Annotated in this window: 19 protein-coding genes; 5 read left to right on the top strand and 14 right to left on the bottom strand. The window is 60.0% G+C overall.

Translation table 11 applies throughout. The annotated features are described in order from the left end of the window. Positions 1 to 119 precede the first annotated feature (119 nt). The 5 genes from tkt (at position 120) to pgl (ending at position 6,548) form a co-directional block, all read left to right on the top strand. Positions 120 to 2,273, top strand: coding sequence for a transketolase (tkt, locus tag HMPREF3101_RS01910; protein WP_141737310.1), 2,154 nt, complete (start codon positions 120 to 122; stop codon positions 2,271 to 2,273). 30 nt (positions 2,274 to 2,303) lie between these two features. Further along, positions 2,304 to 3,389 (top strand): transaldolase, encoded by a 1,086-nt coding sequence (gene tal / locus HMPREF3101_RS01905; RefSeq protein ID WP_070462226.1) that lies wholly within the window; start codon positions 2,304 to 2,306, stop codon positions 3,387 to 3,389. A gap of 83 nt (positions 3,390 to 3,472) precedes the next feature. Further along, positions 3,473 to 4,939 (top strand): glucose-6-phosphate dehydrogenase, encoded by a 1,467-nt coding sequence (gene zwf, locus HMPREF3101_RS01900; protein ID WP_371327062.1) that lies wholly within the window; start codon positions 3,473 to 3,475, stop codon positions 4,937 to 4,939. Continuing rightward, positions 4,940 to 5,845 carry a glucose-6-phosphate dehydrogenase assembly protein OpcA gene (locus HMPREF3101_RS01895; protein ID WP_070462224.1) on the top strand — a complete coding sequence of 302 codons (906 nt, stop codon included), beginning with the start codon at positions 4,940 to 4,942 and terminating at the stop codon, positions 5,843 to 5,845. Beyond that, entirely contained in the window at positions 5,832 to 6,548 is a 717-nt protein-coding gene (gene pgl / locus HMPREF3101_RS01890) for a 6-phosphogluconolactonase (protein WP_070462223.1), read from the top strand. The genes HMPREF3101_RS01895 and pgl overlap by 14 nt, the downstream gene beginning before the upstream one ends. Before the next feature lie 89 nt (positions 6,549 to 6,637). On the opposite strand, the gene secG is transcribed toward pgl, so the two are convergent. From secG to rpe, 14 genes are all read right to left on the bottom strand, one after another. Next, entirely contained in the window at positions 6,638 to 6,886 is a 249-nt protein-coding gene (gene secG, locus HMPREF3101_RS01885) for a preprotein translocase subunit SecG (protein WP_070462222.1), read from the bottom strand. 67 nt (positions 6,887 to 6,953) lie between these two features. After that, positions 6,954 to 7,733: a triose-phosphate isomerase gene (gene tpiA / locus HMPREF3101_RS01880; protein WP_070462221.1), complete on the bottom strand. Its 780-nt coding sequence runs from the start codon at positions 7,731 to 7,733 to the stop codon at positions 6,954 to 6,956. 14 nt (positions 7,734 to 7,747) lie between these two features. Next, complete coding sequence (gene pgk / locus HMPREF3101_RS01875; protein WP_070462220.1) at positions 7,748 to 8,965, bottom strand: phosphoglycerate kinase; 1,218 nt, start codon at positions 8,963 to 8,965, stop codon at positions 7,748 to 7,750. A gap of 73 nt (positions 8,966 to 9,038) precedes the next feature. Further along, positions 9,039 to 10,049: a type I glyceraldehyde-3-phosphate dehydrogenase gene (gap, locus tag HMPREF3101_RS01870; protein WP_070462219.1), complete on the bottom strand. Its 1,011-nt coding sequence runs from the start codon at positions 10,047 to 10,049 to the stop codon at positions 9,039 to 9,041. A gap of 95 nt (positions 10,050 to 10,144) precedes the next feature. Beyond that, on the bottom strand, positions 10,145 to 11,161 hold the full coding sequence (gene whiA, locus HMPREF3101_RS01865) for a DNA-binding protein WhiA (RefSeq protein ID WP_070462218.1): 1,017 nt from the start codon (positions 11,159 to 11,161) through the stop codon (positions 10,145 to 10,147). Between the two features lie 39 nt (positions 11,162 to 11,200). Then, entirely contained in the window at positions 11,201 to 12,181 is a 981-nt protein-coding gene (yvcK, locus tag HMPREF3101_RS01860) for a gluconeogenesis factor YvcK family protein (RefSeq protein ID WP_070462217.1), read from the bottom strand. A gap of 40 nt (positions 12,182 to 12,221) precedes the next feature. After that, positions 12,222 to 13,100, bottom strand: a complete 879-nt coding sequence (gene rapZ / locus HMPREF3101_RS01855; RefSeq protein WP_070462216.1) for an RNase adapter RapZ — start codon at positions 13,098 to 13,100, stop codon at positions 12,222 to 12,224. A gap of 28 nt (positions 13,101 to 13,128) precedes the next feature. Continuing rightward, on the bottom strand, positions 13,129 to 15,192 hold the full coding sequence (gene uvrC / locus HMPREF3101_RS01850; protein ID WP_070462215.1) for an excinuclease ABC subunit UvrC: 2,064 nt from the start codon (positions 15,190 to 15,192) through the stop codon (positions 13,129 to 13,131). A 9-nt stretch (positions 15,193 to 15,201) separates the two neighbouring features. Further along, positions 15,202 to 15,720, bottom strand: coding sequence for a PH domain-containing protein (locus tag HMPREF3101_RS01845; RefSeq protein WP_371327058.1), 519 nt, complete (start codon positions 15,718 to 15,720; stop codon positions 15,202 to 15,204). Positions 15,721 to 15,730: 10 nt separating this feature from the next. Continuing rightward, the gene (ribH, locus tag HMPREF3101_RS01840) at positions 15,731 to 16,216 is read right to left on the bottom strand and encodes a 6,7-dimethyl-8-ribityllumazine synthase (protein ID WP_070462213.1); all 486 of its coding nucleotides are present in this window, start codon (positions 16,214 to 16,216) and stop codon (positions 15,731 to 15,733) included. 83 nt (positions 16,217 to 16,299) lie between these two features. After that, a complete protein-coding gene (locus HMPREF3101_RS01835) occupies positions 16,300 to 17,562 on the bottom strand; it encodes a bifunctional 3,4-dihydroxy-2-butanone-4-phosphate synthase/GTP cyclohydrolase II (protein ID WP_070462212.1) in 1,263 nt (420 codons plus the stop codon). An 11-nt stretch (positions 17,563 to 17,573) separates the two neighbouring features. Then, on the bottom strand, positions 17,574 to 18,161 hold the full coding sequence (locus HMPREF3101_RS01830; protein WP_070462211.1) for a riboflavin synthase: 588 nt from the start codon (positions 18,159 to 18,161) through the stop codon (positions 17,574 to 17,576). 5 nt (positions 18,162 to 18,166) lie between these two features. Further along, on the bottom strand, positions 18,167 to 19,174 hold the full coding sequence (gene ribD / locus HMPREF3101_RS01825; protein ID WP_246816603.1) for a bifunctional diaminohydroxyphosphoribosylaminopyrimidine deaminase/5-amino-6-(5-phosphoribosylamino)uracil reductase RibD: 1,008 nt from the start codon (positions 19,172 to 19,174) through the stop codon (positions 18,167 to 18,169). Continuing rightward, positions 19,143 to 19,805: a ribulose-phosphate 3-epimerase gene (rpe, locus tag HMPREF3101_RS01820; protein WP_070462210.1), complete on the bottom strand. Its 663-nt coding sequence runs from the start codon at positions 19,803 to 19,805 to the stop codon at positions 19,143 to 19,145. The genes ribD and rpe overlap by 32 nt, the downstream gene beginning before the upstream one ends. Positions 19,806 to 19,809: the final 4 nt, after the last annotated feature.

Here is a 19,809-nt window from a genome sequence, read left to right as displayed (position 1 = left end):
GCGTTCCGCCCCGCGCTTGCACCCCCACGGTAGGATTCTTTAAGACCAACTCTGCTCTGACTACAACAAGCGAGGACTTTTCAGTGACTCAGCAAACGCTGCCCCCAGAACTTCAGGCTATGACCGTTCGCAATTACCCGGAAGATTGGACGGAGACTGACACACGGGCAGTGGATACCGCCCGTATTTTGGCGGCAGACGCCGTGGAAAACTGTGGCTCCGGCCACCCCGGTACCGCGATGTCGCTGGCTCCCCTGGCGTACACGCTATTCCAGCGCGTTATGAATGTGGATCCTGCTGATAAGGATTGGGTGGGCCGCGACCGTTTTGTGTTGTCCAACGGCCACTCCTCGCTGACGCAGTACGTCCAGCTCTACCTTGGCGGATTCGGCCTTGAGATGGAAGACCTCAAGGCGTTGCGCACTTGGGGCTCCAAGACCCCGGGCCACCCGGAGTACAACCACACCGACCACGTTGAAATCACCACTGGCCCGCTTGGTCAGGGGTTGGCCTCCGCAGTTGGTATGGCCATGGCCGCCCGTCGTGAGCGCGGGCTTTTTGACCCAGAAGCGCCGGCGGGTGAGTCGCCGTTTGACCACTTCATCTACGTCGTAGCTGGAGACGGCTGCTTGCAGGAGGGTGTTACCGCCGAGGCATCCTCCCTGGCTGGTACGCAGCGTCTGGGCAACCTGATTCTGTTCTGGGACGACAACCGTATCTCTATTGAGGACGACACGCAGATCGCGTTCACTGAGGACGTCATGAAGCGCTACGAAGCCTATGGCTGGCAGACGCTTACTGTGGCCTCCGGTGAAGACGTTGCTGCTATCGAGGCGGCTGTTGCCAAGGCGAAGGCTGAAACTGCCAAACCGACGATTATTCGCGTTCAGACCGTTATCGGCTTCCCTGCCCCGACCCTGATGAACACCGGTGCGATCCACGGCGCAGCACTTGGCGCTGAGGAGATCGTGCGTGTGAAAGAAGCACTGGGTTTTGATCCGCAGGTGCGCTTCCCGGAAGAGGAGGAAGTGATTACCCACACCCGCAAGCTGCGTGAGCGTGCTGCAGCGAAGCGTGCGGCGTGGAACGAGAAGTTTGAGGCGTGGGCGAAGTCTAACTCTGAGGCCAAGGCACTCTTCGACCGTCTGTTTGCACGCGAGCTGCCGGAGGGCTGGGGCGAGGGTGATTTCGCCTTCCCAACCTATGAGCCGGATGCAAAGGGCGTAGCAACCCGCAAGGCTTCCGAGGCTGCTATCCAGGTCGCGGCAAAGGCCCTGCCGGAGCTATGGGGTGGTTCTGCCGATCTCGCTGGTTCCAACAACACGCTGATCAAGGGCGCACCGTCATTTGGCCCGGAGACTATCTCTACCGAGATGTTCACCGCTGAGCCGTACGGTCGGAACTTGCACTTCGGTATCCGTGAGCACGCGATGGGTGCTGTGCTCAACGGCATCGCCCTCCACGGCCCGACGCGTGCCTATGGCGGTACCTTCTTGATCTTCTCGGAGTACCTCTACCCCGCTATCCGCGTCGCTGCTCTGTCCGGCATTGACGGTTACTACGTGTTTACGCACGATTCCATTGGCTTGGGTGAGGACGGCCCGACGCACCAGCCGGTCGAGGTCTTGACCGCGCTGCGCGCCATCCCGGATCTTGCGGTAGTTCGCCCCGCGGATGCCAATGAGACGTCTGCCGCGTGGAAGGCTGTGCTTGAGGCGAAGGAGCAGCCGAAGGCACTTGCCCTGTCTCGCCAGAACCTGCCGGTGTTGGAAGGCACCCGCGAGAAGGCTTTTGATGGCGTTGCCCGCGGTGCCTATGTGTTGGTTGAGGCTTCCAAGGAGACCCCGGACCTGATCATCATGGCCACCGGCTCTGAGGTCCAGTACGCAGTTGAAGCCGCCAAGGTCTTTGAAGCTGAAGGCACTGCCACCCGCGTCGTGTCCGTGCCGTGCATGGATTGGTTCATCGAGCAGGATGATGCCTACATTGATGAAATCCTGCCGGCTGAGGTTAAGGCACGCGTCTCCGTCGAGGCTGGCCTTTCTATGCCGTGGTTCCGCTTCCTCGGCGAGTACGGACGTGCCGTGTCCTTGGAGCACTTTGGCGCATCTGCACCGGGTGCGGAACTGTTTGAGCGTTTCGGTTTCACCACCGACAACGTTGTCCGCGTTGCTCGTGAGACCTTAGATTGCGTGGCTCATGGCCGTTCGGTGCCTACCTCGCAGCGTGTTGGAGACACCGAGGCTGAGCCCACTCGCGGCGACGGCAAGTAATCCACCCTGCAACCTGCAGAAAGGAATAGCATGACTGCCATTGATGATCTGGCTAAGCTTGGTACTTCTACCTGGCTTGATGACCTCTCCCGTGAGCGAATTTCGACTGGGAACTTGGAGGAAATCAGGGCGTCTAAGTCCATCGTGGGTGTGACCACCAACCCGGCGATTTTTGCCAAGGCCATGTCCACGGGCAATGCCTACGATGAGCAACTTGATGAGTTGCGTAGGGCTGGTTCGCTTGTCGACGCTGCCGTGTACGCCATGAGCATCAAGGACGTCCAAGACGCCTGTGATCTGTTCTTACCCACCTATGAAGCAACCAACGGCGAAGACGGCCGGGTGTCCATCGAGGTGGATCCTCGCTTTGCTGCAGATGAGGCGCAGACTGTTGCCCAGGCGGCTGAGCTGTGGAAACAGGTAGGTCGTCCGAATGTGATGATCAAGATTCCGGCGACCGATGAGTCGCTGCCAGCAATCACTGCCTCGCTTGCGGCTGGTATTTCGGTCAACGTCACACTGATCTTTTCTGTGGAGCGTTACCGTGAAGTCATTGCCGCCTACAAGGCTGGTATCCGCCAGGCTGCGGACAATGGCCACGATGTCGCTGCTATCTATTCGGTTGCGTCTTTCTTCGTTTCTCGCATGGACACGGAGGTAGACAACCGTCTAGAAGCAATCGGCTCTCAGGAGGCGCTGGCGCTTCGTGGCAAGGCTGGTGTGGCAAATGCTCGTTTGGCCTACCAGGTCTTCCTTGATGAGTTCACGGATATGTCCGAGCTTCCGGCAGGTGCGAATAAGCAGCGCCCACTGTGGGCGTCGACGGGTGTGAAGAACCCGGATTACCCGCCAGACATGTACGTGGTTGAGCTTGCCGGACCGAACACGGTGAACACGATGCCTGAGGCGACTATCGACGCTGTGCTGCAGGCCAATAACGTCCACGGCGACACCCTCACCGGCACCGCCTCTGAAGCCCAACAAGTGTTTGACCAGCTCGAAGCAGTTGGCATTGACGTAGCCGACGTGGTGGATGTGCTGGAGCGCGAGGGCGTGGAGAAGTTCGTCGACGCGTGGCAGGAGCTGTTGGATTCAATGGAGGCAACCCTCAAGTGACACGTCCCCACCCGGGCCCGTCGGCAAACCCGCTGCGGGCCCTGGATGACACGCGCCTGCCACGTATCGCTGGTCCATCCGGCATGGTCATTTTCGGTGTGACCGGTGACTTGGCTCGTAAGAAGCTTCTGCCCGCAATCTATGACTTGGCCAGCCGTGGCCTCCTGCCGGCTGGCTTTACATTGATTGGCTTCGGCCGTAGGCAATGGTCCAAGCAGGATTTCGCAGACTATGTGCGTGATGCCGTAACGGCATCGGCGCGAACCGAGTTCAACGAAAACGTGTGGTCCCGCCTTGCTGAGGGCTTGCAGTTTGTCAGCGGCGCGTTTGATGATGATGCAGCTTTTGACACCCTCGCCACATTGCTGGAGCAGATGGATGAGGTGCGCGGCACCGGCGGCAATTGGGCGTTTTACCTCTCAGTGCCGCCTGAGCACTTCGCAAACGTCATCCATCAGTTGGACCGCAGTGGTATGGCTGACCAGCGGACCGCGCAGGGCGGCAACCGTTGGCGTCGCGTGATTATTGAAAAACCGTTCGGGCACGATAAGGCCTCGGCGGTGGAGCTGAACGCGGTGGTCAATTCCATCTTCCCGGAGAACTCGGTATTCCGCATTGACCACTACCTGGGCAAAGAGACCGTCCAGAATATTTTGGCGTTGCGCTTTTCCAACGAGATGTTTGAGCCGGTGTGGAACTCCCACTACATCGACCACGTCCAAATCACGATGGCCGAGGACATCGGCCTTGGCGGCCGCGCGGGCTACTACGACGGTATTGGGGCCGCCCGCGACGTGATCCAAAATCACCTTATCCAGTTGTTGGCGTTGGTGGCTATGGAGGAGCCGACGTCGTTTTCACCGAGGCGTCTTAAAGCAGAAAAGCTCAAGGTGCTGCGCGCAACCACCGCCGTCGAGCCGTTCGACCAGACGACCGCACGCGGCCAGTACACCGCTGGCTGGCAAGGCTCGGAGTACGCAGTGGGCCTGCGTGAGGAGGAAGGATTCGACCCTGAATCCACCACGGAAACGTTTGCGGCCTGCACTCTGCAAATCAACTCTCGACGCTGGGCGGGTGTGCCGTTTTACCTACGCACCGGCAAACGCTTGGGTCGGCGCGTGACTGAAATTGCGTTGGTGTTTAAACGCCCGCCGTACCAGCCATTCACTGAGGGCCAGACCAACCTGCTGACCAATAACGCCGTAATCATCCGCGTGCAGCCGGATGAGGGCGTGCTTATGCGCTTCGGATCAAAGGTGCCGGGTTCCTCATTCGAGGTCCGCGACGTCAACATGGACTTCTCCTACGACGAAGCATTCACCGAGCAGTCACCGGAGGCCTACGAGCGTCTGATCCTTGATGCCCTGTTGGATGAGTCCAGCCTCTTCCCCACCAACGACGAGGTTGAGCGCAGCTGGGAAATCCTCGACCCAGTGTTGGAGTACTGGGCTCAGGCTGGGAAACCAGACGAGTACGCTGCGGGCACGTGGGGGCCACAGTCCGCGCACCGCATGTTAGAGCAAGACGGCCGTGAGTGGAGGCGACCCTAAATGATTCTGAACCTCCCGGAAACGACCACAAGCCAGATCGCCGCCACGTTGGCTGAGGCTCGCGAGAAGGCTTCTGTGGCTAACGGCCGCGTGCTGACGTTGCTGGTTGCTGCCCATGGTAACGACAACGTCGACGTCATCTTGGAGACCGTCCGCAACGCCACGCGCAAAAACCCCGCGCGCGTGCTGGTGTGCCTAGTTGGCAACCCGAAGGCGCAGCCCTCCATAGACGCGCTGCTTCTTATCGGTGCGGATGCTGGGGCTTCCGAGATCATTGTGATGGAGCTCAATGGCGAGCTCACCGAGCACCTTGACGCCGTAGTAACCCCCCTACTGCTGCCAGATACCCCGATCGTTGCTTGGTGGCCAACTTTTTCGCCAGACTTTCCTGCCAAGGACCAGATTGGAACGTTGGCCCAGCGGCGCATCACTACGTACAGCGCGGCAACGGCTGCGGCTGAAGGATATACCCCGGGTGATAGTGACATGATGTGGTCGCGCATCACTGCCTGGCGCGCTGTGGTGGCTTCAGCTATGGATCGTTGCGTTGAGCGGGAGATTTCTTCAGTGGAGATCTCTGGAGTGGCCGATGATCCAAGTGTGGATGTTGCCGCTGGCTGGCTGGCTTCAGCGCTTAAAGTACCGGTGTCGCGCTCCACTGCGCCCACGAATACGGATGCTGTCCCCATTGCAAAGTTGACCTTGCGAGCTAGCGAGGGCGACATCACCGTAGAGACTATCGATGGCAACACGGTCGCGGTTTCCGTCCCCAACCACCCCACGATGTTTGCGGCCATGTCAGCGCGTACGGACGCCGAGTGCCTCGCCGAGGAGCTTCGACACCTGGGTCCGGACGCCACGTATGGCCGCGCGTTACAAGGAGTGAAAACCCATGCAGATTCATAAGTTCCCAGAGCTTTCATTGCTTATCGACGCCACGTCGTCCCACCTCACTACCCTCATCCAAACCCTGCAAACGGATGGCGGCGAAGCCCGAATCGTGCTCACCGGCGGCACCGCCGGCATTGCGTTGCTGAAGCGCGTGGCTGAGCTTGCCGCCGCCGACGCTGCAATCGATTGGTCTCGCGTGCACGTTTTCTTCGGCGATGAGCGAAACGTCCCCGTCAGCCACCCGGATTCCAATGAGGGGCAGGCTCGCGATGCCCTTCTTTCTCATATAGCTATCCCGGAGGACAATATCCACGGTTACGGCCTGGACGGCGGTGACATGACCGATGCCGTTGACGCTTACGCACGTACGGTGGCAACGTTCGCTCCGGATGGTTTTGACCTGCACCTTTTGGGCATGGGTGGCGAAGGCCACATCAACTCGCTGTTTCCGCACACCGATGCCGTACGTGAGGAGAGCGCAACTGTCGTTGCAGTGACCGATTCGCCGAAACCGCCGGCGGAGCGTGCGTCGTTGACGTTGCCTGCAGTGCGTGCTGCGGACCGTGTGTGGCTGCTTGTTTCCGGGGCGGAGAAGGCGGAGGCTACGGCTGCTCTTGTAGCTGGCGCGGACCCGCTTGATTGGCCGTGTGCCGGTGCGCGCGGTGTGAAGGAAACCGTCCTGTACGTAACCGACGACGCCGCAAGCCAACTGCCCTAGTTTTTGCTTCGCTGGATGTATCCGGCAAAGCGAAACTCCCCGCCACCTAAAACGGTGCGCGGGGAGTTTCGTTTACAGCGGTAGCTGCTTTACGGCAGTGCCGGCGTAGCAAACGCGTGAATCAGGTTCAGACCAATAATGCACGCGATCCAAATGAGCGCCAGGATCACGGTCACGCGATCCAGGTTTTTCTCCACCGTGGTGGAGCCAGACAGGTTAGCCTGTACGCCGCCACCGAAAAGGCTGGACAGGCCGCCACCCTTGCCCTTGTGCAGGAGTACGAAGACCGTCATCAAAATGGATGAGACGACCAGCACAATCTCCAGCGTGAGCGTCATGCGCAAAACCCTCCTCGGGTAGACAACCTTTTAACCTCTGCAGATCCTACACCACTGTCAGCCTTGTCTAGGAACCAGACACGGCTTGTGCTGCAGCAGCTGCCAGTCGTGCGAAATCCTGACCATCCAGCGACGCGCCGCCGACCAAGCCACCGTCAACATCGGCCTCACCAATGATCTCTGCCACGGTGTCCGCCTTGACGGAACCGCCGTAGAGGATGCGGATGGCGTCGGCTGTGGCGTCGTCAGAAAGCTCGCGAACCAGCCCACGGATGGCGTGGCATACTTCCTGTGCGTCTGCGGCAGATGCCACCTTGCCGGTGCCAATCGCCCACACCGGCTCGTAGGCAATCACAACCTTGGACAGGTCCAGGCCTTTGAGCGATTCGCGGGTCTGCTCCACAACGTAAGAAACGTGCTCGCCGGCCTCTCGGACCTCGAGCGGCTCACCGACGCACACAATGGGCGTCATACCGTGAGCAATCGCCTTTGCGGCTTTTGCCGCGACCAGCTCATTGGATTCGTCGTGGTACTCACGACGCTCCGAGTGACCAACAACCACCCACGTGCAGCCGAGCTTCTCCAGCATGCTTGCAGAGATCTCACCCGTGTAGGCACCGTTGTCGTGCTCGGACACATCCTGGGCGCCGTAGGTGATGGACAGCTTGTCGCCCTCCACCAGGGTCTGCACTGAACGCAGATCCGTAAAGGGCACCATCAGGGCAACATCGACGTACTCGTAGCCGTCCTTAGGAAACGCGAAAGCAAGTTTCTGCGCGCTCTGGATCGCCTCCAAGTGGTCGTGGTTCATCTTCCAGTTACCAGCAATCAGCGGGGTGCGTGCCATAACTTCTACTCTCCTTACTTCGAAAGAACGGATACGCCGGGCAGTTCCTTGCCCTCGATGAGCTCCAGCGATGCGCCACCGCCGGTGGAGATGTGGCTAAAGCCGTCCTCATCCAAGCCCAGCAGGCGTACGGATGCTGCGGAGTCACCACCACCGACCACCGTGAAGGAGCCGTTGTCTTGAGTGGCTGCGATCATGGCGTCAGCGACAGCCTTCGTACCGTCTGCGAAATTCGGGAACTCGAAGACACCCATCGGGCCGTTCCAGAACACCGTCTTGGAGTCCTTAATGGCGTCTGCGTAGTTCTTGGCGGTCTCCGGGCCGATGTCCAAGCCCATCCAGCCTTCGGGGATCTCGTCTAGGCCGACGATCTTCTTCTCCGCGTCCTTGGCAAACTCCGGCGCAGCTGCAACGTCCACAGGCAGCAGCAACTTGTCGCCGTACTTAGCCATGAGCTCCTTGCAGGTGTCAATCATGTCTTCCTGCAGCAAGGACTTCTGCACGTTATGACCCTGGGCTGCGAGGAAGGTGTAGCACATGCCGCCACCGATGATGACCTTGTCGGCCTTTGAAGCCAGCGCCTCGATCACGCCGAGCTTGTCGGAGACCTTGGAGCCACCGAGCACCACCACATACGGATGCTCAGGAGCGTCCTTGACCTTGGACAGCGTTTCCACTTCCTTCTCCACCAGGAAGCCTGCGTAGGCCGGCAACTTCTTCGCCACGTCGTACACAGAGGTCTGTGCGCGGTGGACAACGCCGAAGCCGTCGGAGACAAACGCACCGTCATCGGCAGCCAGTGCAGCCAGCTCCTCGGCGAACTCCGCACGCTCAGCCTCATCCTTTGAGGTCTCACGCGGATCAAAGCGCACGTTTTCCACCAGCATGATCTCGCCTTCAGTCAGACCGTTGGCGCGCTCGTGTGCGTCCTCACCACTGACATCACCGGCCAGCGCGACGAACTGGCCCAGACGCTCAGACAGCGCCTCTGCCACAGGTGCCAGCGAGAACTTCGGGTTGACCTCGCCCTTCGGGCGGCCCAGGTGCGCCATGACAATCACCTTTGCGCCGCCATCGAGCAGCGCCTTCAGTGTTGGCAGTGATGCGTCAATGCGGCCCGGGTCAGTAATGTTGCCGTTATCGTCCAACGGAACGTTGAAGTCGGAGCGGACGAGGACGTGGCGGCCGTCCACGCCTTCGTCGATAAGCTGCTGCAGTGTCTTCGTAGCCATGAAGGTTTCTCCTTGAAAGAAAGGGCCCGCAAAGTGCGCTGTTGCACTTCACCGGGCCCAAAACAACGGGGTGTTAGAGGTTGTCAGCGACCAGCTTGGTCATACGCACGTACTGGGCGGTGTAGGACCACTCGTTGTCGTACCAAGAGATGATCTTGACCAGGTTGCCGTCAATCACACGGGTCATACCAGCGTCAAAGATTGCACCGTGGGAGTTGCCAATGATGTCCGAAGACACGATCGGATCCTCGGTGTACTCCAGTGCCTTGCCAAAGGTCTCGTCCTTGACAGCTTCCTTCACCGCAGCGTTGACCTCTTCGACGGTGACGTCCTTGTTCAGCTCAACCGTCAGGTCAGTTGCGGAACCGGTGATGGTGGGCACGCGCATAGCAAAGCCATCCAGCTTGCCCTCCAGGCTCGGCAGCACGAGCGCCACGGCGCGAGCAGCACCAGTGGTGGTCGGCACAATGTTCTGCGCCGCTGCACGTGCACGACGCAGGTCCCTGTGCGGAGCGTCCTGAATGCGCTGGTCGCCGGTGTAGGCGTGGATGGTGGTCATCAGACCAGACTTAATGCCGAAGGCCTCGTCGAGGACCTTTGCCACCGGAGCAAGCGAGTTGGTGGTGCAAGACGCTGCGGAGATGATGTTCTGCTCACCTGTGTAGTCCTGGTGGTTCACGCCCCATACGTAGGTGCCGTCAACGTTCTTACCCGGAGCGGAGATGATGACCTTCTTGGCACCAGCGTCCAGGTGAGCCTTCGCATCATTGCCGTCGGTGAAACGGCCGGTGCAGTCAAGCACAATGTCCACGTTTGCCTCGCCCCAGCCAAGGTTTGCCGGGTCCTTCTCAGCAGTGACCTCGATGCGGCGGCCATCTACCGTGATGGATTCATCATCATGAGTGACGTCGTGGCCGAGCTGCCCATACGCAGTATCGTACTTCAGCAGGTGTGCAAGCGTCTTGTTATCGGTCAGGTCGTTGATCTTCACAACTTCCAACTCACCCTGGTACTCCTCCAAGATGATGCGGAACGCGGAACGGCCAATGCGGCCAAAACCATTAATTCCGATACGGGTGGTCATGCGTATTCTCACTCCTCAATGTTGAGATGTATTACCGCAAACCAGTGTAGTCAGCTAGCCCAATAGTTGCAGAAGAAAAAAGGAATTAGTACCACCTATTTGGAGGAGGCTTCACTGGCATCCTTCGCAGCCTTCGCAGCCTTCGCCGTCAGCACCGCGGCCTGGGTATCAGGGATTCCCAATTCTTCAGCGCGCTTATCCGCCAGCGACAACAAGCGCCGAATTCTGCCCGCGACAGCATCCTTAGTCATCTGCGGATCGGCTAAACGACCAAGCTCTTCCAAAGAGGCAACGCGGTGCTCGACGCGCAAGAAGCCGGCTTCGGCGAGGTGCTCCGGCACATCGTCTCCAAGAATCTCCAGTGCACGCTCAACGCGCAGCGCGGCAGTGGCAGCTGCCTGCGCAGAGCGGCGTGTGTTTGCGTCATCAAAGGTGGCGAGGCGCTGGCCTTCATGGGCGTTTGTCTGTTTGGCTTGGCGTTTTTCATCCCATTCGATGCGCGTGCGCGGGGCACCCATGCGGCTCAGCAGGATGCCAATGGTTTCGCCGTCGCGAATGTAGACGCGCTCCACTCCCCTTGTCTCACGCGTTTTCGCCGCCACACTCAGCCGACGCGCAAGGCCGACGAGTGCAAGCGCGGCCTCCTGACCTGGACATGCAACGTCCAAGGCACCAGTGCGGCCCGGTTCGCTCAGCGACCCGCGTGCGAGAAACGCCCCACGCCACGCTGCTTCCACACACGTAATCGGCCCGGAAATAACTTGGCGCGGCATCCCAACAACGACATGCCCTGAGGGAGTCACCAGCTTCAGTCGGCGAATCACGTCATGTGCGCCATCAGTCACAGTGAGCTGGTAGCGGGTTTCCCGGCTCACCGTGCCTGGCTCAATGGTGACGATTTCGCACGCCGCGTTACACAGCTCTTCCAAGAACGAGGCGAGGCGCTGCGCCACCGCACGCTCGCCAAAGTCACAGGTGATAACAATGCCCCGCGGAGTGGATGAAAACTCACCGGCGAAGCGGATCATTGCTGTCGCCTCTGCTGCCCGAGCCTCAGCCGTTGTCCGGTGTACTCCCAGCAGCTCGTCTTTCACCTTTGCGGTCAGCGCCACCTGTTTATATCCTTCCCAAGCCAAAAACAGACACTAATTCTAGCGCGCGTCCAATAGCTTCAGCAGGGCGGTAGCCAGCTTCTGAGGATCATGCCGATCGGACAGTGCCCCAGTGTTATCAAGCTCACGCACGTCGCAGAAGCGTACTTCAGCATCCACCTTGGCTGCGGCACGCCGCAGGTACTCTCGCTCGCCCTCGCTCATGCTTATCGACGAATCTGCGAGGAAATAATCCACGTGCAAATTCGGCGCGTGCTGCGCGAACACATGCAGGTGGCGCTCAGCCGAGAAGCCGTGAGTTTCCCCCGCTTCCGGCGAGAGGTTTAGGACAACCGCCACCGTCGCTTCTGTAGTGTTGAGCGCCTCCACAATATCCGGCACCAACAAATGCGGAATGACGGAAGAGAACCATGAGCCGGGGCCGATGGTAACCACGTCGGCGTCCTTAATCGCCTGCAATGCCTCGGGTGACGCCGCAGGGTGGTCTGGGAGGACGCGCACTCGCCGCACCGCACCTGGCGTCGTGGCAACAGCTACCTGGCCGCGTACGGAGCGAAGCACCCGCGGATCATCATCAAGTCCGGCAACATCTGCTTCAATCTCCAGCGGGGTCGGGCACACAGGAATGACTCTGCCGACAGATCCAGTCCACTCAGCCACCACGTCAAGTGCCTGCTGCATGCTGCCGAACTTCTCAGCAAGGCCAGCCAAAATGAGGTTGCCCACGGCATGTCCGGCCATCGCACCGTGTCCCCCGAAGCGGTGCTGCAGCGCCTCGCGCCACACCTCACCGCCTTGTGAATCTTCCGTCAACGCGGCGAGTGCCATCCTGAGATCCCCCGGCGGAACGATGCTCATCTCGCGGCGCAAGCGCCCAGATGAGCCGCCATCATCAGCCACCGTGACTACAGCGTTGATGAATGAAGCACCTGCACGACGGGCGGCGCGCAACGTTTGGTAAAGCCCGTGGCCACCCCCAAGGCAGGTAAACACGAGTGATGATGCGTCAGATACGGTCACGAAAACAGCCTTTCTTCGTTAAATTTTGGCGTGCTCGTGCCTAATGGCGTTCCAGATCGCGGTGGATCACACTGACGTCCACGTTGCCCTGCTGCCGCAGGCGTTTCCCAATGGCCTCAGCCACTGCAACGGAACGGTGGTGGCCGCCTGTGCAGCCCACTCCGACGGTGATGAAGTCCTTGCCCTCGTGACGGTAGCCTGCAAGCGTGCTGGTCAACAGTGAAACAAAGCTATCTACGTACTCCGTGGCACCCTCCTGCGACAGCACATAATCGGCCACGGGTTTATCCACTCCGCGATATTCGCGTAGCTCCTCAATCCAGTACGGGTTGGGCAAAAAGCGCACATCCACCACAATGTCCGCATCGCGCGGGGAGCCGTGCTTAAAACCAAAGGACTCCAAGGTGACATGCTGACGGTCTGCCGGCAACTCCCCGACGGAGGCCTCCACCGCGCGGCGAAGATCATGCACCGACAGGTTAGACGTATCAATGATCACGTCCGCGTGATTGCGCATCTCATCAAGCATCTCGCGCTCGCGCTCAATACCTGTGGACAGCGTGTCGTTGCCCTGCAACGGGTGCGTGCGGCGCACCGAATCAAAACGGCGAATCAGCACGTCATCGCGCGCCTCTAGGAACAGGACGAATGGGACGTGACCGCGTTCCTTCAACGCGTCCACGGTCTCAACCATCGACCCGTTGAAGTCATCCGCACGTACATCAGTAACCACCGCGAGACGCTCCACGGGAGAATCCTCAGCCGCTGCTAGATCTACAAGCTCCAAAATCAGCTGCGGTGGCAAGTTCTGGGAGACAAAGAAACCTTTGTCTTCAAACACCTTTGCTGCAGTGGACAGGCCACCACCTGAGAGGCCCGTGATGATCACCGGTCGGATATGTTTGCGCATGAGCCCCATCCTAACCGCTGCGGTGAGTAAGCATGACTTACTTTTGCAGGTGCTGGAAAATCACGTCGGCAAGCTTCGGCCCGATGCCTTTGACCTCTTGGATATCCTCCAGCGAGGCTTCCTTCAGCTTCTTTACTGAACCGAAGTGCTTCACCAGATCCGTGCGGCGTGTCGGCCCAAGGCCCTGGATATCGTCCAGCACAGATGCTCGCATCCGTTTGGAGCGTTGCTGGCGGTGGTACGTGATGGCAAAGCGGTGTGCCTCGTCTCGAATCTGCTGGAGCAGGTACATGCCTTCGGAGTTACGCGGCAAAATCAGAGGCTCATCGTCGTCGGGCACCCACACCTCTTCAAGGCGCTTGGCTAGGCCGATCAGCTGGACGTCTACAATCCCCAGCTCATCAAAGACAGCTTGGGCGGCGTTCACCTGGGGCTTGCCGCCATCCACGATGAACAGCTGTGGCGGGTAGGCAAACCGCTTCGCCGCGCCCGCGGTCTCATCGGCCTCGTCTGCAAACTCCTGGGCTTCTTGCACCTCATCCGGATTTGCCAGCTTGTCCTCGTTGTAGCGCTTAAAGCGGCGGCGCGTGACCTCGGCGATGGAACCTACATCATCTGAACGTCCGTCACCTGCTGCTTCCTTGATGCGGTAGCGGCGGTAGTCGTTCTTCTTTGGCAGCCCATCTTCGAACACGACGAGCGACGCCACCACGTCCGTGCCCTGAATATGCGAAATATCCGTGCACTCAATGCGCAGTGGGGCTTCGTCCATCATCAGTGCGTCCTGAATGTCCTGCAGTGCCTGGCTGCGCGCGGTCAGATCACCAACACGCTTCAGTTTGTGCTGGTGCAGCGCCTCTGCGGCGTTTTTGTGCACCGTTTCCATAAGCGCGCGTTTGTCACCGCGCTGCGGCACGCGCACCTCAACAGGTCCGCCACGCAGTTGTGCCAGCAACGTTTCTACGTCGGAGGTCTCCTCTGGCAACACCTCCACCAAAATCTCACGAGGCACTGGAATTGGCGCCTTGACGGCGGCACGTGACTCCTGGTCAACGCCACGGCGACGAACCTTTTGTTCCTCAATGCGCTGATCTTCCTCGGCCTCCTGCCGACAACGTTCAACGGCATCCGAGTAGTACTGCACGAGGAAGTTCTGCATCAACGTCGGCAGCGCGGGGTCTTGCGCACCTTCCTCAAGGCGTTCCATCGATCCCGGTTCATCCCCAGTTTTCTCCACAACCCAGCCGCGCTGGGAGCGGATGCGGCCGTCGCGAACGGTGAAAATCTGGACTGCCGCCTCCAGCTCATCGGTGGCAAAGGCGATGATGTCTGCGTCGATGTCTTGGGACAGCACCACGGTCTGTCGTTCCATGACTTTGTTGACGGCCCCGAGATCGTCGCGAAGCCGGGCAGCTTTTTCAAACTCAAGGTTCTCGGCAGCCGTGTGCATCTGTTCAGTGATGCCGCGAACCAGCGCGTCCGTACGCCCGGACATAAAGCCCATGAAGCCTGCGACAATCTCGTCGTATTCTGCTTCGCTGACGCGTCCGACACATGGTGCTGCGCATTTGTCGATGTAGCCCAACAAGCAGGGCCGCCCAAGCGACTCGTGCCGGTTAAACACACCGTTCGAGCAGGTGCGGATAGGAAACACACGGGTGAGCAGGTCTAAGGTTTCGCGCACCGCCCACGCATGGGAGTAGGGGCCAAAGTAGCGGACACCTTTGCGCTTGGGACCACGGTAGAAGAACGCACGGGGGTAGCGTTCCTTCACGCTGACGGCAAGCATGGGATACGTCTTGTCGTCGCGGTACATGACGTTAAACCACGGGTCAAAGCGCTTGATCCACGTGTATTCCAACGCCAGCGCCTCTACCTCAGAGGCAACCACCGTCCACTCCACACTGGCTGCTGTAAACACCATCTGGCGCGTGCGCGGGTGGAGTGTGTTCGGCGGCTGGAAGTAATTGTTCAGACGCGCACGCAGGCTTTTAGCCTTGCCTACGTAGATCACGCGGCCCGAAGCGTCACGGAATTTGTACACGCCCGGCTCCGTAGGAATCGCCCCCGGCGCCGGACGGTAATCCTTTGGGTTTGCCACCGCTACCCGTTAATCCTTTGGCATGTACTTGGCTTCCAGCTCGCGGAAACCATCCACCGCAGCCAGCGCACGTTCCTTGTCGCCAGCCTGAATTGCCCACAGGGGAACGTATTCAAAATCCGGCAGCTCAAGGCGTGCCATGCGCTTGCCTTTAGGAAAACTCAATCCGTACACCAATGCCCATGGGTAAAAGCGGGTGCCCACAATGTTGATCACCTGCACGCCATCTTCATTGGCGCGAACGCGCGGACGGTTCAGGGCGATCCAAGACATCACCGAGATCACCAAACCGACACCCACAAACGCGAATTTGTCCAGCCAGGTGAGCGTCACACCGGTGAACTGCACATCCACAACGGCCGCCATGAAGATGTGCACTGCCATCACAATCAGGATCCAGATCACGGCCACGCGTTTTAAGTACGGGGACTTCGTCTCAAATTCCCACGGCTTGGTACTGGTGACAGCGTTTGGGTCCAGTGCTGTGAGGTAGGCCAGTTCTTTTTCGTCTAATCCCCGGGTATTCACGCGCTTGATCCTATCCTTTCAGCGGCAAGGAGCGAACCTTGCGCAGCTCAACGGCCGCGCTAAGCGCCGCCTGCACTGCAGCTGCGCCCTTGTCTTCCTTGGCGTCTTCCCCGCCGGCACGCTCGTACGCCTGGTCTTCTTCCTCGACGGTAAGCACGCCGTTACCAATCGGCGTTTCCTCATCCAGCGCGATGCGGGTCAGGCCTTCGGTGACGGAGTCGCACACGTACTGGAAGTGCGCGGTTTCGCCGCGGATAACGCAGCCGAGGGCCACCACCGCGTCATAACGCTTGGCGCACGCCTGCACGACAACTGGCAGCTCAAGGGCACCGTCCACCAAGTACAGGTCTGTTTTCACTCCGCGTTCGCGCGCAGTGTCTAGCGCGCGTTCGGTCATCTGCTCGACCACGCGTGCGTTCCATCGCGTCGCCACAACGGCCAGGGTCAACCCCTCAGCGCGTAACTGGTACGCCTCGGGGGCTCCGGTTACAGCCATCTTCGTGCTCCTTTTTGCCTTTCAGCTTGCTTTCTCGCTTAGCTTATCGACGCCACGTGTACACCACGCGCACGCCACCGACCCTAGTTGGCGCCACCTGGGTGCTGGGCCAACCACTCGCCTACGGCCTGCAAATCGTGCCCCATGCGGTCGCGTTTGGTGCGCAGGTAGGCGATGTTGTCGTGCGAAGGGACTACCTCAATGCTGGCCCTACCGCGCACTTCAGGCCCGTAGCCGCTGAGTGCTGCGACCTTGTCCGGGTTGTTTGACAGCACTGTCAGCGAGGCCACGCCAAGGTCTGCCAGGATGTGACCGGCAACCGAGTACTCGCGCGCGTCCACAGGCAACCCCTGCTCCAAGTTCGCATCAACAGTGTCAAGCCCCTGGTCCTGCAGGTGGTAGGCGTTCAGTTTGGCGGAAAGCCCGATGCCACGGCCCTCGTGTCCGCGAACGTAGACCACCACACCGCGCCCAGCTTCCTGAACGCGGCGCATGGACTCGTGGAGTTGCGGGCCACAGTCACAACGCTTCGAGGCAAACACATCACCGGTCAGGCACTCCGAATGCACGCGCACCAAGACCGGCTCCCCATCTGCCCCGGACACGTCTCCCACAACTAACGCTACGTGCTCAATCCCGTCCACATCGCTGCGGTAACCGTAGGCACGGAACTCGCCGAACTCCGTAGGCAAGCGAGTTTCGGCGGTGCGGGTGATAAGGGGTTGCGTGCGGCGTCGAAAAGCAATCAACTGCTCAATCGAAATCATGACCAGGCCGTGAGTATCAGCGAAACGCCGCAGCTCATCCGCACGCGCCATCTCAGTCGGCTCATCCTCGGAAACGATCTCGCACAACGCCCCCACGGGCGAAAGGCCTGCCAGGCGGGCAAGGTCCACCGCCGCCTCCGTGTGGCCGTCACGTGCAAGCACGCCATGCTTACGCGCACGCAACGGCACTACGTGACCGGGGCGAGTGAAATCTTGGGGCCCGAACGACGCATCGGCCAACCGGGTGATCGTCTCCGCACGCGACCGGGCAGAAATACCCGTAGTGCCAGTAGCGGCATCCACAGTCACGGCGTACGCGGTCTGACGTGCATCCTCATTCTGCGCAACCATCGGCGGCAAATCGAGCTCACGTGCACGCTCATCCTCCATGGCCACACAAATGTAGCCGGAGGAATAACGCACCATAAACGCAACAAGCTCGGGAGTTGCACGCTCGGCGGCGAAGATGAGGTCTCCCTCGTTCTCACGGTCCTCATCATCTACAACCACCACAGCCTCACCGCGGGCAATCGCAGCAATGGCATCCTCGACACTATCCAACCTGACGGGCGCATTCATACTGGCCAACCTTAGTTCCGCACCATTTTCTCAACGTACTTGGCCACGATGTCAACTTCTAGGTTGACCGTTTCGCCTAGCTCTAGCTCCCCGGCTGTGGTCTCGCGCAGCGTGGTTGGGATGAGACTGACCTCGAACCACTCAGCGCCAACAGCGGAAACAGTCAGCGATGTACCGTTGACCGCAATGGAGCCTTTCTCCACCACATAGTGTGCCAATGCCTCCGGCAGCCCGAAACGGAACACCTCCCAGTGCTCAGAGGGTGTGCGGCTGATCAGCTGCGTTGTACCGTCTACATGTCCCTGCACAATGTGGCCACCCAAACGCTGGGTAGCCAAAAGCGCACGCTCCAGGTTTACAACCGAACCCTCCTGGTAGCTGCCAATGCGGGAACGTTCAAGGCTCTCACGCATCACGTCTGCGCTAAACGTGGCCTCTACCAGGTCCACGACCGTCAGACACACCCCGTCCACAGCGATCGAGTCGCCTGGGCGCGCGTCAGCGGTCACTAGCGGGGCGTGGATGTGAATCCGCACCGCATCTTCAAGCTGCTCAAGCTTGTCGACACGACCGCGCTCCTCCACCAAACCCGTAAACATTCGATCTACGCCTGCCTTTTCATCTCAAAAATTACGTCTTTGCCTAACAACATGGTGCGAACCGGGGCAAAGCGGCGGGCATCCGCCAGCGTTTCCGCAACCGGACCTGCCAACACTCCCCGGCCGGCACCAAGAAACATCGGCGCAATGTAGGCTTGCACCGTGTCCACTAAGTCGGCTGCAAGGAAGCTGTGGGCTAGGCTGGCCCCACCTTCTAGCAACACGTCGCGCGCGCCGCTATTCCACAGCGCCTGCAGGGCTTCCTGCGGGGTGGCATAGCACTCGTAATCTCCCTGGATCTCGCCGGCGGCCGCCCGCGAACCAACCACCACGCGGCGTGGCTGATGGTCATAGAGCGTGCCATCGGGCGTGCGGGCGGTCAGCTTCGGCTGATCTGCAAGCGCCGTGCCGCTGCCCACGATGATCGCATCCCGCGTCGCTCGGTCTTCGTGCGCAAACTCACGAGCTTCCTGAGCGGTGATCCACTGGCTCGTGCCGTCTGCGGCAGCGGTAAATCCGTCCGCGGTGGCTGCATACTTCCACGTCACTGCTGGCCTGCCCAGGCGCGTGGCCGTCAGCCATGGCTCAAGTGCCTCAACCGGAGTCGGCATGTGGGAAACGCTCACGCCGTGCTCACGCAAGAACTGCGCACCGCCTGCGGCAATCGGGTTCGGGTCCGCCACGAGGTAGACCACCTCAGCAATGCCCGCGTCAACCAGCGCCTGTGCACACGGGCCGGTACGTCCTGTGTGGTTGCACGGCTCTAAGGTCACAATCGCCGTTGCGCCGCGTGCCCGTTCGCCTGCTTTACGCAGCGCAACCGCCTCCGCATGTGCGCCGCCTGCGGGTTGCGTGGCGCCGTGGGCGATGGCGTTGCCGGAGGCGTCGATAAGCATGCAGCCCACCGGAGGATTGGGCGAGGTAGTGCCGCGGACGGACTCACCAGCCTGGATTGCCGCGATGATACCTTCCGTCAGTCGCTCAGGATTCACGAGCCTCACGTGCAAGCTCACGCAAACGCCTCACAGCCTCCGCCGGGTTCTCCGCACCAAAAACCGCGCTACCAGCCACAAACGCATCCACACCGGCAGCAGCGGCTTGGGCGATGGTCTCGCCGGAAATACCGCCGTCAATACCAATGATGGTGTCCAGCCCCTGCTGCGCGATGGCGTCACGCAACGTCATCACCTTCGTCAGCACCTCTGGCATGAACTTTTGCCCGCCAAAACCGGGCTCCACGCTCATCACCATGACTTCATCGAAGTGCTCAAGGCTATCCAGGTACGGCTCAACCGGAGTGCCCGGCTTAATGGCAAAACCAGACTGCACGCCGAGCTCCTTGCACAGACGTGCAGCTGCAACGTGGTCATCCACAGCCTCAACGTGGAACACCATCCGGTCGCCACCAGCCGCAGCATAGGTTTCAAACCAACGCTCCGGTTGCTCGATCATCAGGTGCATATCCAAAAACTGCGCCGTCACACCATTGACGGCCTTGGTCACGTCTGGGCCGAACGAAAGGTTAGGAACAAAGTGGCCGTCCATGATGTCAACGTGGATCAGGTCGGCGTTGGCCACCTTCCGTACGTCTTCACCAAGCGCCGCATAGTCTGCCGCCAGAATTGACGGTGCAATGTAAATCATGGTT

Source organism: Corynebacterium sp. HMSC29G08 (assembly GCF_001806875.1).
In the GTDB taxonomy this organism is placed as follows: Bacteria; Actinomycetota; Actinomycetes; order Mycobacteriales; family Mycobacteriaceae; genus Corynebacterium.
The sequence above is the reverse complement of the archived record's forward strand: the minus strand, read 5'-3'. Positions and strand labels throughout refer to the sequence as shown.